The sequence below is a fragment of the Paenibacillus sp. 102 genome, assembly GCF_039549175.1.
GTDB lineage: Bacteria > Bacillota > Bacilli > Bacillales > Bacillaceae_G > Bacillus_A.
In genome coordinates, this window is record NZ_JBCGHT010000003.1 from 305,955 (window position 1) to 320,156 (window position 14,202).

Consider the following 14,202-nt stretch of genomic DNA (forward strand, 5'->3'; position numbering starts at 1 on the left):
TTATTGGTATGTCGTTCAACAAGACGAATTCTTTTCTTTGAAACATGAAAATTATAGAAGACGCCATATACCCTTTCATGTTAATATATTTAAGTTATAATAGGAGGCTTACCCTTTTGTATTGTACGGTAGAAGCAGTGTGAGCTTGAAATTTTTAAAGAAAAGGATGTGCCTAACTTGCGTATAAATAAATTTATTAGTGAATCTGGAAAAGCATCTAGACGCGGAGCAGATAAGTTAATTGATGAAAGAAGAGTAATTATTAACGGAAAGATTGCAAAAATAGGTGACCAAGTACAACCAGGTGATGACGTGCGAGTAAATGGAGAGCAGCTTCGAATTGCTCGAGACCATGTGTATATCGCTTTAAATAAACCAGTAGGTATTACATGTACAAGTGAAAAAGCAGTTAAAGGGAACATTATCGATTTAGTGAATCATCCTTTACGAATTAATCACGTTGGACGTCTTGATAAAGATTCAGACGGTTTAATTTTGTTAACGAATGATGGCGATATTATTAATGAAATTTTACGTGCTGAAAATAAACATGAAAAAGAATATATTGTTTCAGTAGATAAACCGATTACGCCTGAATTTTTAAAACAAATGGCAGCAGGTGTGAAAATTTTAGGTACAAAAACACTTCCTTGTGAAGTAACACAGTTATCAAAATATGAGTTCCAAATTATTTTAACACAAGGGCTAAATCGTCAAATTCGTCGTATGTGTGAAGCTTTAGGTTATCAAGTTTACACATTAAAGCGTACGAGAATTATGAATATCCAATTAAATAATTTACCAGTCGGGCAATGGAGAGATTTAACAAAGAAAGAGAAAAAAAGATTATTTGCAGACTTAAACTACGAACCACAAGATTGGTAAAAAAGGGAGGGGAAATCCAAAAACATGAAAGTGGTTTTTGGTTTCCTTTTTTTATTTTATTGATAAAAAATATTTTTTGACACTTGCAAAAATAAAAGGAATAAGATATATTAAATAACAATTAATGGATGTTGTTTTAAAAGCAAAGAAAAGGACACGAGTTATTTTAAACGGTTATACAGAGAAGGAAGGAAAGCTGAGAACTTCCTAACGCAGTAAAATGACTTACCACCTTAGAGCTGTACTAGGGAAATAAAGTATCTAGTGCCGTGTAAGCGACGTTACCGCAAAAGAAGCCATTGTATGTTTAGTATGATGGGAATCTGGGTGGAACCACGAATATAAGCATATTCGTCCCTATTATTAGGGATGAGTATGCTTTTTTATATTTCATTTTATAATAAGCGAAGAAAAGGACATGAGTTATTTTAAACGGTTATACAGAGAGGGAAGGAAAGCTGAGAACTTCCTAACGCAGTAAAATAACTTACCACCTTAGAGCTGCACTGGGGAAAATAGAGTATCTAGTGCCGTGTAAGCGACGTTACCGCAAAAGAAGCCATTGTATGTTTAGTATGATGGGAATCTGGGTGGAACCACGGGTAAAAGCACACTCGTCCCTATTTTAGGGATGAGTGTGCTTTTTATTATGAAATGGAGAGATGAACAATGAGAGAACAGATGATTGAAATTATATTTCCCGATGACAGTGTAAAAGAATTTGTAAAAGGAATTACTTTAGAAGAAATTGCAGGATCAATTAGTAGTAGTTTAAAAAAGAAAGCAGTAGCAGGAAAGGTGAATGGTCAGCTTTTTGATTTACGCCGAAACATTGAAGAAGATGCAGAAATTCAAATTATAACTATTGATTCAGAGGAAGGAATAGAAGTTGCAAGACATACTTCTGCACATGTATTAGCACAGGCTGTAAAAAGAATATATGGCGATGTAAAACTTGGCGTAGGACCTGTTATTGAAAATGGATTTTATTATGATATGGATCTTCCAAGCAGCATCGCTGTAGAGGACCTACCTAAAATTGAAAATGAAATGCAAAATATTATTAACGAAAACTTGGAAATAGAACGAGTTGAAATCACTAGGGATGAAGCGGAAAAACTGTTTCAAGATGTAAATGATCACTTAAAGTTAGAGCTTTTAGAAGCAATCCCTGAAAATGAGATTGTAACAATTTATAAACAAGGGGAATTTGTTGATTTATGTCGTGGCCCACATTTACCGTCAACTGGCTACTTGAAAGCATTTCAATTAACTCATGTTTCAGGTGCATATTGGCGAGGAGATAGTAATAATCAGGTGCTTCAGCGTATATATGGTGTTGCGTTTTCTTCGCAAAAAGAATTAGAAAGTTATTTGCAGTTTGTAGAAGAGGCAGCAAAGAGAAATCATCGTAAACTCGGAAACGAACTTGAATTATTTATGTTTTCAGAAGAAGCACCAGGAATGCCTTTTTATTTGCCGAAAGGACAAATCATTCGTAATGAATTAGAGTCCTTTTTAAGAGAAATACAACAAAAACACGATTATCAAGAAGTACGTACTCCTTTAATGATGAATCAGGGGCTATGGGAAGAATCAGGGCACTGGGATCATTATAAAGATAATATGTATTTCTCAGAGGTAGACAATAAAAGTTTCGCATTAAAACCGATGAATTGTCCAGGACATATGTTGATATTTAAAAATAAACTACGTTCATACCGTGATTTACCAATCAGAATGTGTGAATTTGGTCAAGTACATCGCCACGAATTTAGCGGCGCACTAAACGGACTATTAAGAGTACGTACATTCTGTCAGGATGATGCACATTTATTTGTAACATCTGAACAAATAGAAAGTGAAATAAAGTCAGTGTTAAAACAAATTGACTATGTCTATAGAACATTTGGTTTTGAATACGAAGTTGAGCTTTCAACAAGACCTGAAGATTCAATGGGTGATGATGAGCTATGGAATCAAGCTGAATCGTCTCTCGAGAATGTGCTAAAATCATTAAATTATAATTATAGAGTAAATGAAGGGGATGGCGCATTTTACGGACCGAAAATCGATTTTCATATTAAAGATGCTTTACAAAGAAGTCATCAATGTGGAACAGTTCAGCTTGATTTCCAAATGCCAGAGAAATTTGACTTGAATTATATTGATGAGAGAAATGAGAAAAGAAGACCAGTTGTGATTCACCGAGCTGTTTTAGGTTCTTTTGATCGATTCTTAGGAATATTAATTGAACATTTTGGAGGAGCATTCCCAACATGGTTAGCTCCAGTTCAAGTAAAAGTAATTCCTGTTTCTACTCTAGTACATGAACAATATACAAAAGAAATGGAAGAAAAGTTAAAGCGTGTTGGTATTCGTGTTGAACGAGATGTCCGGAGTGAAAAACTAGGTTATAAAATTCGAGAAGCTCAACTTAAAAAAATACCATATATTCTTGTTATTGGAGATAAAGAAATGGAAAATGGATCTGTAAATGTGCGTAAATATGGTGAAGAAAGATCTGAAGTGGTTTCGCTATCCGCATTTATGGAAGGTATACAGGAGGAGGTTTATAATAAAAGTTCCAGATAATAAATTGTACATGTTGGAGCACACCACTTTTCATAGGTGGTGTGCTTTTTACTACCATAAAGAAAGTATTCAAAGGTGTTCGTTTTAAAAATCATTTTTAATCTGTTTATTTTCTACTTTCCATTCATTATTCTTCTTCTTAATCTCTAACGCTATATTTATTCCACTAGATTCCTTATAAAGGATATAACCATAGTCTAATTTAATATATGTCGAAGGCTCTCCTATACATTTTTGAGAACATGTTTTGTTAATTAATTCAAGTAATGATAGTTCGCTTGGATCCGTTTTACTTAAATGAATTAGTTCATCAATCTTAACCCTATGAAAACCCTGTAAGTCTAATTCAAAGATGTTTTCTAAAGTACCAATCGTATTCGTATTTATTGCTTCAATTATGTTCTTTTTTCTAAAACAAAGCCGTTTTCATAAAGAAACATCATATATCCGAACCTTGCAGTTATAAGTAACATAAGGAATAAACCAGCAATCAAGATTTGTCGCAGGCGTTTATTCACTATATTTTCGGAACGCTTCATTAAATTTAATCCTCTCCATGTTTACTTATTTTACATTATGTTTGTCCTAATATATTTAGAAGTGTTCGTCTCTAAGCGAAGGAGAGGTGGTGGGATTGTATTTTGTTATTTTTCTACCTTACAAAAGTGTAAGGTGAATGTAAGATAAATCGTAGGCAGATTGTAAATAAAAGTGAGAATATTAAGAAAGAAAGTCAGAAACTTAAGAAATATTAAGAATTTCCGTAGGAGAATGCTAAGAAATGTATGGGAAAGTAATGATATGCAAAATGGGATGGAGTGATAGGAATGGCAACAAATGTAGTGACTGTAGAAAGTGTGGAGAAAACATATGGTAAAAGAAATGAAAGTCAGTCAAAAGCATTAAGAGGGGTATCGCTTACGATACAAGAAGGGGAGTTCGTTGGGATTATGGGGCCTTCTGGATCGGGGAAAACGACACTACTTAATGTAATTAGTACACTCGATCATGCGACAGGAGGAAGTGTGACGATAGCAGGTACAGATATCACTTCTATGAAGGGAAATGCCTTATCAGATTTTCGTTCTCAAAAATTAGGATTCATTTTCCAAGATTTTAATTTGCTTGAAAACCTCTCAATCTATGAAAATATTGCTTTGCCGCTTTCGTTACAAGGAGTACCTTCAAGTGAGATAAGTGGGAAAGTAAATGAGGTTGCACAGAAATTAGATATTGCTGAAATTTTAACAAAGTATCCATCAGCTGTTTCTGGTGGACAAAAACAGAGAACAGCTGCGGCGCGAGCTTTAGTACATAATCCTGCTATTGTATTAGCGGATGAACCAACAGGTGCACTTGATAGTAAAAATGCGAAGAGTTTATTAGAAGCGATGCAAGATTTACATGAAAATCATGGAGTAAGTATATTAATGGTGACGCATGATGCATTTAGTGCGAGTTATTGTCAGCGGATTCTGTTTATACAAGATGGGCTACTTTATAAAGAATTAAAACGTCAAGGAACACGTGAGGATTTTTATCAAGAAATTTTAGGTGTGCTTGCTCATATGGGCTCAGCGACTGAATCCAAATAGGGGGCGAGAGCATGTTATTGAAATTATCACGTCATAGTATGAAAAAAATGCTAAAGGATTATCTTGTTTTACTTGTTGGTCTTGTTATTAGTATAAGTATCTTTTATATGTTTCAAACGATGGCGATTAACAGCCAATTTACAAAAGATAATAGTATGATTAACAGTATTCGACTTGTCTTTTGGGTCGGTGCGGTCTTACTTTCTTTCATTACTGTTTTTTATATCGTATATGCCAATTCTTTTTTACTCACATTGCGCAGGAAAGAGCTTGGTATGTATATGATGCTCGGTGCAAAGAAGAAAAAAGTAGCCCAGTTATTATTTATTGAAACATTTGGAATGGGAATTGTCAGCATTATCATTGGAATTATTGTAGGAATATTACTTGCAAGTGCAGCAGGGAATTTTTTAATGAATGGTTTAGAAATTTCTGCGAAAGGCTATGCACCATTTTATATGCCAGCAGTTTTTGTTACATGTGGATTCTTCCTGATCTTATTTATAATTACTGGATTTATCAATAGTATACGGTTATTACGGAAAACTGAACTTGAGTTACTTCGTGAAGATGAAACACAAGACGCAATAGAAAAGAGTAAACGCCGTGTTATCATTTTTACTGTAATGGGAGTGTTACTGTTAGGAACAGGATATTATTCTATATTGAACATAGATAAGTTACGTGAAATAGGTTTTATACTAGCAACGGGTGCTACAACGATAGGAACATATTTTATTTTTAGTTCATTGTTACCGTTGTTTGTAACACGGTTAAAAAGTAACAAAAAACGAAATGAAACCGGTTTGAATAGTTTTACATATGCTCAGCTTCGTTTTCGAATCAATAGTTTAGCGCGGGTGCTTGGGACTGTCGCGATGCTGATTGCACTTGGTGCCGGGGCAATGACAGCTGGAATGGCCTTTCAAAAAAATGTTGGTATTATGACGGATTTTTCTCGAGTTTACGATGCGGCAATTCATGACCCGAATGAAAAAGATGCAGCTGCATTAAAGGAAATGAACATTGTAGAGCAACGAACTTATAAGTATAAAGTGGATGGAGAAGCAGTCTATTATTTACGAGAAGATTTAACTGCAAAGCCGCCGCTCATTTCTGATCATCAAGATACAAAGAATGTAAAAGAGCCTGTGCGTAAACGTGTAAAAGAACCTTTAACTGAACCTTTATACACATCTATGGAAGCACCTGAGGCAGCAAGTAAAATTCCACATGTGCCAAGTGATTGGAGTGACGCAATTATAAGAGAAGTCCAAGTGACACACAATCAATTCAATGGGAAGCCTGTTCGAATTGCAGATGAGGAACATTATAAAAAAGTTCAAGGAACAGAGCATAATGTTACGCTCGTACAAGTAGACGATTTACAAAAGTATAAACCGTTGTTAATAGAAATTGATCAACGACAAAAAGAGTTAGTAGAACAAGCAACAGGTGGAAAAATAGAATTATATACGAAAATGACAACTTACCAATTTATGAATAGTTTCATGAGCGGTACGATGTTTATGGGATTCTTCCTTGGAATTGCCTTTTTAGCAATGATGGCAAGCTCTCTTATGTTTAAAATTTTAACAGGAGCTTCTCGTGATGTACGTCGTTATGAAATGCTTCGAAAAATTGGAGTACGTCGTAGTATGTTGTCACGCAGTATTTATAAAGAAATTTCATATCTCTTTATCTTTCCAGCTATCATTGGTATTTCACATATTTTAGTAGGACTTAACTTATTCCGTCTCTTCTTAGTTGATCCGTTTGTAAAAGTGTGGATGCCAATTGGAATCTTTCTTATTATTTATGTTGTCTATTACTGGATTACAGTTCAATTGTATAAGAATATGGTTATGCCAAAGGAACAAATGATAAAGTAGATGTTATTACTTTACAGAAAATAGTATTTAATTCTAAGCAATAATAAATGAACGTGTATTTCACGTTCATTTATTATGTTGGTGAAAATATTTTGACAAACTTCCTTTCAAATCTACAAAATGTATTTTACATTTTTTTGATATTTTGTAAAATAAAACTAATGATTAAGGGAGGAGAAATGTTATGTTGTTTCGAGTTGGGAAGTGGTGGGGGATTACATTTTTGCAATTATTTGCTGCATTGGGATGTATTCTTTGTTTAGGGGCACTCCCGCGCTTATTTAAAGGATTGGAAATAGACTTTGTTGGATATGGAAAAGCAATTGTGTATCTTGGTGAGAGATTACTTCATCCAGGGGAAATTATGTATGGATTTCGGGACTCTCGAACTCTATTTCCGCAAATTTGGATACATTATATGGAGACGATGCTAGTATTTGTTTCGTCTTTTCTACTATCGTTATTCATAGCGTACGTGCTTGTTGTATGGGTACTGCAACGTTCTCATGTTAGGCAACGCGTATGGAATGGGGTTTTTCTTACACTTGAAAGTATTCCGGATATTCTACTTATTTTATTATCACAACTTTTGGTAGTGATTATGTTTCAAAAAACAGGATGGATGCCAGTGAAGTTTGCAGGGTTTGCGGGAGAAAGGGTTCGCCTTTTACCGATTTTATGCCTCACATTACCGACAACGTTGTTATTTATTAAACTATTATTACTCCGTTTTAGAGAAGAGTTAGACAAAGATTATAGTATATTTGCAAAAAGTAAAGGGTTAAGTTTACGACATATATTAACGCATCATATTTCAAGAAACGTGTTACTTACTACGGTTTACTATGCGAAAACGAATATTTTATTCATGTTATCCAATCTTTATATCATTGAATGGCTCTTTAATACATATGGCATGTTTGTATTCGTAAAAGAAAATTCGAAAATAGAAGTGTTTACTGTGTGCTTAGTTCTATTATATGTTCCGATTTTTTTCTTATTTCGCTTATTGCATACGCTCATGCAAAATGTGATAAAGGAGCGTGTGTAATATGTGGCAAACGTTAAAACATGACATGCGATTTTGGATTGGCTTGATTTTTTTAAGCGGACTTATGCTTGTCAGTATCGGAAATACTCTATTTTTTGATGGGGAAATTCGGGAAGTAACGATGTTGTATAACGAAAAAGGACAAGTAGAAGCAGCACCTTTTCCTCCATCATCTCAGTTTTGGTTTGGAAGTGACAGTAAAGGAAGAGATTTATTTCAATTAATAATAGAAGGGGCAAAATGGACAATTGGTGCAAGTTTACTTGTTGCGATTTTGCGAGTAATCATTGGAGGAGGGCTAGGATTACTTCTTGGTATGTATAGTAAACGTTCTTTTTCAGCTATTTCTGCATTTTTTGATCCATTTAGTATTGTTCCTATGATTATGATTTCGTATTTTATGTTAAGAGAAGTTTTATTCTTTGAAAGTGGTACTATTCCAGCACCTTTCACAATGCGAGTTCTGTTTCAAATTAGTATTCTCACATGTTTGGCTGTGCCGACTGTTATGCTGTATACAGGGCAAGAGGTACAGCGTGTAAAACGAGAAGAGTTTATGGTGGCAGCAACTGTTCTTGGGGGGAGTAAATGGCATCAATTACGTCGCCATGTTTGGCCTCACCTTGTACCATCTTTTTTCTTACTTGTTGCCCAGCAATTTGTTAGTATGTTGCTGCTTCTTATGCACCTTGGTTTACTTCAATTGTTCTTTGGAGGAACAATATCATATAGCGGAGATGTAGATAGTGTAACGAAGGAGTGGACAGGGTTAATGGGACAAAATTTTCGTCATTTGACCACGCATACTTGGATCGTTCTTATACCGATGTTTTTCTATAGCCTGACGATTTTGGCAGGAAATCTTATTAGTAATAGTCTGCAAGGATCGATTGGAATAGGAAATCTGAGAAGAAAGAAAGTAGAAAAGAAAGAAGAAAAAGTTGAAAAGCAGATGAAAAGTGAAAGAGAAGATTTTTCCTTCTATCAAGAAGTATCTAAATAAAAAAGATAGATGAGAACAATCTGTTTTCATCTATCTTTTTTTGATTTTACAAAGGTGGTAAATCGAGTTTTCCTTCTTCAAATAACTCTTTTAACATATGCTTCGTATAACCTGCTGCTTGCCCAAATGTAATTTTGGCAGGCATGGGTGCTTCATTTACATCTACTACTACATCAATAATGCAAGGTTTATCTTGCTTAACTGCATTTTCAAAAGCAGGAAGTAATTCATCGATATGTTCAACACGGTAACCCACTCCGCCGCATATTTCTGCATATTTTGCAAAATTAGGGTTTGTTAAGTCTGTACCAAACTCAACATTGCCCATTACTTCTTGCTCAAACTTAATCATGGCGATTTTATGGTTATTTAATACAACAACGATAATTGGTAATTTATATTTAACGGCAGTAACAAAATCATTCATCGTCATCCCAAATCCACCATCACCACAAATTGCAAAGACTTGTTTATTTGGATAAGCAAGTTGCCCAGCAATTGCTCCAGGAAGGCCGCATCCAAGTGTTGCGAGCCAACTGGAGATGATGAATTGTTGGTTCGTCATCCGAAAATGACGGGCAGCCCATACTGTTACATTTCCAACATCTACTGATAAAATGGCATCATCATGAGCAACATGTTGCAGGGCATGCATCACTCTTTGTGGTTTAATTGGTGTAGAAGAGTCCTCTTCTTGATTATGCAATTTTTCTTCCCATTTTTTCATCAGTTCTTGATGATGTTCTAGGAATGAATGATCCTCATGTTTTTCTACATTTGCTAAAAACCATTTCAATGTTTTATCTGCGTCACCAGCTAATCCGATATCTGTCGCATAACGTTTCCCAATTTGAGCAGGATCCGTATCAATGTGAAGCGTTTTTGCTTTTTCAGGTAAAAAGCCAGTGAAAGGATAAGAAGTACCAACCATGATTAATGTATCTGCATTCTTCATTGCTTCGTAAGACGGTTTTGTCCCAATTAACCCTAATCCACCTATACAAAGAGGATGTTCATCAGGAATAATCCCTTTTGCTGGAAGTGTTAAAACGATTGGAGCACCAATGTGTTCTGCGAATGCAAGTAAAGAGTCTCTTGCATGTTTTGCTCCTTTTCCAGCTAAAATAACGGGCTTTTTCGCTTCATTTAATGCTAGTTTTGCCAATTTTAGATTCTCTTCTTGCGGGAAAAGCTCAGGCAATGTAAAAGAAGAATTTGTTATGCGTGCACCAGCCTCCACTTCAAACTTCGGAATATCATCTGGTATGGTAAGGACAGATACCCCTTTTTTTGTATAGGCCATACGAATCGCTTGATTTACAACCGCAGGGAGTTGTTCAGCAGACATAATTCGTTGATTATAAACAGCCACATCATCAAACATTCTTTCTAAGTTTACCTCTTGGAAAAAACCTGTTCCTAGTAAATCTGATTCCACTTGCCCTGTAATTGCGAGAACGGGCGCTTGATCTAGTTTCGCGTCATATAATCCATTTAATAAATGAATCGCTCCAGGCCCAGCAATCGCCATACAAACGCCAAGTTTACCTGTTAATTTTGCATAGGAAGCGGCAGCTAAAGCACCAGCTTCTTCATGACGAACTTGAATGAATTTAATTTTGTCTTGTTTTTTTCGAAGCGGTTCAATAATAGAATTGATTGAATCCCCAGGCATGCCATAAATATGATCAACGCCCCATTCGATAAGCAAATCAACAAGCGCTTCACCTGCTGTTTTACGAAACATAATAGATCCTCCTTGTGAATTGAGATACTATTATGTTTTGGAGAAATAGGTAAAATATACAAAAAATGAGTTCCTATTTTAATGATGGTCAGCGAAAAGAGTAAAAACGGTTATGAGTAAAAACCCACTAATAGACCAAGAAAGGAAGGGGAAAGGAGAAAGGTGTTTTTTCGCTTTCCATAACATTTCATGTATTGTCACATATCCTAAAGAACCGATTGCACTCCCCATTATGAGCCCTTGCAAGTGAATTGCTTTCCCGTTCATCATAATCCCAAAGAGTGTGCCAGTGCCGAGGATAATTGATAATAGCAAAATTGTTAATAGAAATGAAATATATTTATGCTGTGTAAAGAGAAAAGGAATGATTAAGGCCAACCCTTCTGGAATATGGTGTATAACAATCGCAAATAAGAACGGAATGGCAGTTTCGTTATGACTTGTAAAGGCAGCTCCTAATGCAAATCCGCTCGGCATATTGTGAATAAAAATAGCGAAGGAGAGAAATAAAAATGTTTGCCATGCTCGCTTGTCTTTTTTATGTATGATTGGGTGATGGCAATAATTATCTAGTAAACTCATAATGAATATACCAAGGGTAATTCCGAGCATAGGACCAATGACTTCATAGTTTGAAAAAGTTTCTGGAATGATTTCAAGTGATAATAATCCAAATAAAATACCACCACATAGCGCGTATAAACGGTGCATTTTTTCTTCAATAAGTTGACGCGTGGCGAGTCCGACAGCGCCGCCTAATAGTAACCCACCAAATGAAAAAAACGTAACGATCATCGGGATCCATAACCGTTCCATAGAATCACACTCCATTTTTATGGCCTTCATTTTCAGCTTACTGTGTGAAAGGAGAGATTAGTCCAAATTACTAGCAGGAGGAGAAAACACTGCTAGTAAATAACTTGAGAAAATTATTATTAAAGTCCTATTCTTTTAATAGAAGTTTACGTAAAAGAAAGTATATCGGTAAAAAGACGCTTAAATAAATTCCAAAATTCAATATGAACAATAAGAAATCAAATTTATCAATAAACAAATTATAATTAGGATTGATCAGGAAATATATTAGGTCGGAAATCATACTTGCTATCAAAATAGAACTGAAAATTACTATGAAGTATTTCATGGGGATCACTCCTATAAAATAATAATTCGTTACTATAAAAGTGTATGATACTCACGGCTTTAAATTCTAGCTACATAAAATGAATAAATGAAAAATGTAATAAAAATTAGTAGCAGTAATATTGGGGAGATATATCTTGAAACGCTATTTTATCAACAATGAGAAAACAGATATACATATTATAGAATAAGGAAGAATTGGCCTCATTCTTATTAAAAAATAGATGTTTGAGTTGAATGTAACTACTATTGTCATGTTACAAAAAAGGATTCCTTTTAAACTCAAGGAATCTTTTTTTGTTTTTGTAATGAAAAGTATGTGTTTGTATAAAAAGGGTATTATTACTTGTTATACCCTTTTTATATATTGAAAATGAGAATAGAACTCTTTAGTTGTTTAAGCTAAAGATGGCGTTAATACAAATAAAATATGATTTGCTTCATCACTTTTATTCAAAAATCGGTGTTTCACATTCGGTGGAATACGCACTACATCACCTTCGTCTAAAAAATATTCAGTTCCTTCTAGTTCTACGTACGCTTGTCCCTTCATGACAACAGCGATTTCTTCTTTTTCTTCGTGTGAATAATGGCTTTCCGTAGTGATTGCGTGTGCATTTAAGTCCATCATTAAGAGTTCAATACGTGCTTTCATGAAATCGGGTGTTAACACATCATAGACAATATGATCGTTATTTTCACGATATACCTTCTTACGATCTTTTTTTCTCGAAATGAGTGAATCTGTATCAATATCGTTAATAAAAAGTGTAAACAGTGGTACATTTAATGCTTTAGCAATTAATTCTAGTACACTTAACGAGGGATTTGCTTGTCCTCTTTCAATTTGGCTAATGAGAGAAGTGCTGATTCCTGCATAATCGGCAAATTCACGAATTGTCATATCGTTTTTCTTGCGATAACTTAATACGGTTTGACCAAGACGATGATTGATCATAGTAAAAACTCCTTTCCATCATAATGTATGTTTTAATCCTTTTGTGCTGACATACTGAACATAGACAATTTGCCCTTTCTTTCGTTACATAATCGTTTTATACTTATTTTTGTGCATTATAATGTATACATTTTATTATTATAAACGAAGCATCGGAGGATATAAAATTGAAATCACCAATTCTTTCTTATGCAATTTTATTTTTTGGTGTATTTGCTTTGTCAACTTCAGCAATCTTTGTAAAGCTAGCAGATGCACCAGCAGCAATCACAGCATTTTATCGACTATTTTTTGCAACAATCATGCTTGTTCCATTTTTATTAATCAGTAAAAAAAATCGAAATGAATTATGTTCATTGTCAAAAAAGCAGTGGGGACTTGGTCTATTATCAGGATTATTTTTAGCAGCACATTATGTTTTGTGGTTTGAATCATTACATTACACTTCTGTAGCAAGTTCAACGGTTATCGTTACATTACAGCCACTTTTTTCAATGGTGGGAGGCTACTTTCTATTTAAAGAGAGATTCGGTAAAGGTGCTGTTGTAGGTTGTCTTATAGCGATTGTTGGAAGTATTGTTATTGGGTGGCAAGATTTTCAAATTAGTGGTCAGGCTTTATTTGGCGACATATTAGCTTTTATTGCTGCTGGCATCATAACTGCTTATTTCTTCGTAGGCCAGCATGTTCGTAAAAAGCTATCCCTTGTTCCATATTCAGTTATTAGTTATGGAAGCAGTGCATTATTTTTAGGAATGTTTGCCTTTAGTCAAAAAATATCCTTCTTCAATTATTCCGGACAAACATGGTGGTCTTTTATTGGATTAGCATTTATTGCAACGATTTTAGGGCAAACCATTTTCAATTGGTTGTTGAAATGGTTAAGTACTTCAGTGATTTCAATGAGTATATTAGGAGAGACAATCGGAACGTGTATCCTAGCATATTACATTTTGGATGAAGTCATTTCTTTACAACAAGGTATAGGTATTGTACTCATCTTAATTGGTTTAGCTTTATTTCTGCTACAACCAAAAAAATAACGAATTATAGGATTTTGATTGAGTGTGGTCATTACTAATTGCATAATAATATTAAAATTATAAATAGGAAATCAATAAATAGTAGATATATTTGATTCTGTATTATAGAAATTCAAAACAGTAATCAAAAGTAATTTATGAATTAAGGGGGATAAAAATAACAGGGCAGGGATATGATTAGACACGGCCAAACAGACTTGAACAAAGAAGGAAGACTGCAAGAATTAGTTAATAATTGTCATGAGTGGCTTTATGAATGAGAGTGTTTACAGAAAAGTTAATTTGTAAGA

10 protein-coding genes, 1 pseudogene and 2 other annotated features are annotated in these 14,202 nt (G+C 34.5%); of the genes and pseudogenes, 7 read left to right on the forward strand and 4 right to left on the reverse strand.

What is annotated here, in order from left to right:
- Positions 1-177: 177 nt before the first annotated feature.
- The gene (rluF, locus tag AAIE21_RS10715; RefSeq protein WP_343266754.1) at positions 178-885 is read left to right on the forward strand and encodes a 23S rRNA pseudouridine(2604) synthase RluF; all 708 of its coding nucleotides are present in this window, start codon (positions 178-180) and stop codon (positions 883-885) included.
- Between the two features lie 136 nt (positions 886-1,021).
- Positions 1,022-1,247 (forward strand) — a binding site (T-box leader).
- Positions 1,248-1,283: 36 nt separating this feature from the next.
- Positions 1,284-1,510, forward strand: a binding site (T-box leader).
- Positions 1,511-1,554: 44 nt separating this feature from the next.
- Positions 1,555-3,480: a threonine--tRNA ligase gene (thrS, locus tag AAIE21_RS10720; RefSeq protein WP_343266755.1), complete on the forward strand. Its 1,926-nt coding sequence runs from the start codon at positions 1,555-1,557 to the stop codon at positions 3,478-3,480.
- 84 nt (positions 3,481-3,564) lie between these two features.
- Here the strand turns inward: thrS and AAIE21_RS10725 are convergent.
- Positions 3,565-4,019 (reverse strand): annotated as a pseudogene (locus AAIE21_RS10725) (hypothetical protein).
- Positions 4,020-4,307: 288 nt separating this feature from the next.
- Here AAIE21_RS10725 and AAIE21_RS10730 point away from each other — a divergent pair.
- From AAIE21_RS10730 to AAIE21_RS10745, 4 genes are all read left to right on the forward strand, one after another.
- The gene (locus AAIE21_RS10730) at positions 4,308-5,075 is read left to right on the forward strand and encodes an ABC transporter ATP-binding protein (protein WP_343266756.1); all 768 of its coding nucleotides are present in this window, start codon (positions 4,308-4,310) and stop codon (positions 5,073-5,075) included.
- Between the two features lie 11 nt (positions 5,076-5,086).
- Positions 5,087-6,967 (forward strand): FtsX-like permease family protein, encoded by a 1,881-nt coding sequence (locus AAIE21_RS10735; RefSeq protein ID WP_343266757.1) that lies wholly within the window; start codon positions 5,087-5,089, stop codon positions 6,965-6,967.
- A gap of 184 nt (positions 6,968-7,151) precedes the next feature.
- Positions 7,152-8,018 (forward strand): ABC transporter permease subunit, encoded by an 867-nt coding sequence (locus AAIE21_RS10740; protein ID WP_343266758.1) that lies wholly within the window; start codon positions 7,152-7,154, stop codon positions 8,016-8,018.
- 1 nt (position 8,019) lies between these two features.
- Positions 8,020-9,021 (forward strand): ABC transporter permease subunit, encoded by a 1,002-nt coding sequence (locus tag AAIE21_RS10745; protein ID WP_343266759.1) that lies wholly within the window; start codon positions 8,020-8,022, stop codon positions 9,019-9,021.
- A 46-nt stretch (positions 9,022-9,067) separates the two neighbouring features.
- On the opposite strand, the gene AAIE21_RS10750 is transcribed toward AAIE21_RS10745, so the two are convergent.
- From AAIE21_RS10750 to AAIE21_RS10760, 3 genes are all read right to left on the reverse strand, one after another.
- The gene (locus AAIE21_RS10750; RefSeq protein WP_343266760.1) at positions 9,068-10,768 is read right to left on the reverse strand and encodes a pyruvate oxidase; all 1,701 of its coding nucleotides are present in this window, start codon (positions 10,766-10,768) and stop codon (positions 9,068-9,070) included.
- Positions 10,769-10,846: 78 nt separating this feature from the next.
- The gene (locus AAIE21_RS10755; protein WP_343266761.1) at positions 10,847-11,584 is read right to left on the reverse strand and encodes a ZIP family metal transporter; all 738 of its coding nucleotides are present in this window, start codon (positions 11,582-11,584) and stop codon (positions 10,847-10,849) included.
- Between the two features lie 724 nt (positions 11,585-12,308).
- Positions 12,309-12,869, reverse strand: a complete 561-nt coding sequence (locus tag AAIE21_RS10760) for a helix-turn-helix domain-containing protein (protein WP_000607095.1) — start codon at positions 12,867-12,869, stop codon at positions 12,309-12,311.
- A 167-nt stretch (positions 12,870-13,036) separates the two neighbouring features.
- Here AAIE21_RS10760 and AAIE21_RS10765 point away from each other — a divergent pair, with 167 nt between their 5' ends.
- The gene (locus AAIE21_RS10765) at positions 13,037-13,912 is read left to right on the forward strand and encodes a DMT family transporter (RefSeq protein ID WP_343266762.1); all 876 of its coding nucleotides are present in this window, start codon (positions 13,037-13,039) and stop codon (positions 13,910-13,912) included.
- Positions 13,913-14,202: the final 290 nt, after the last annotated feature.

What these genes read in the sequence shown, in the direction of transcription:
- AAIE21_RS10750 (WP_343266760.1), bottom strand. Translation starts at nt 10,768, where the DNA reads ATGTTTCGTAAAACAGCAGGTGAAGCGCTTGTTGATTTGCTTATCGAA.
- AAIE21_RS10760 (WP_000607095.1), bottom strand. Translation starts at nt 12,869, where the DNA reads ATGATCAATCATCGTCTTGGTCAAACCGTATTAAGTTATCGCAAGAAA.
- AAIE21_RS10745 (WP_343266759.1), top strand. Translation starts at nt 8,020, where the DNA reads ATGTGGCAAACGTTAAAACATGACATGCGATTTTGGATTGGCTTGATT.
- AAIE21_RS10730 (WP_343266756.1), top strand. Translation starts at nt 4,308, where the DNA reads ATGGCAACAAATGTAGTGACTGTAGAAAGTGTGGAGAAAACATATGGT.
- AAIE21_RS10740 (WP_343266758.1), top strand. Translation starts at nt 7,152, where the DNA reads ATGTTGTTTCGAGTTGGGAAGTGGTGGGGGATTACATTTTTGCAATTA.
- thrS (WP_343266755.1), top strand. Translation starts at nt 1,555, where the DNA reads ATGAGAGAACAGATGATTGAAATTATATTTCCCGATGACAGTGTAAAA.
- AAIE21_RS10755 (WP_343266761.1), bottom strand. Translation starts at nt 11,584, where the DNA reads ATGGAACGGTTATGGATCCCGATGATCGTTACGTTTTTTTCATTTGGT.
- AAIE21_RS10735 (WP_343266757.1), top strand. Translation starts at nt 5,087, where the DNA reads ATGTTATTGAAATTATCACGTCATAGTATGAAAAAAATGCTAAAGGAT.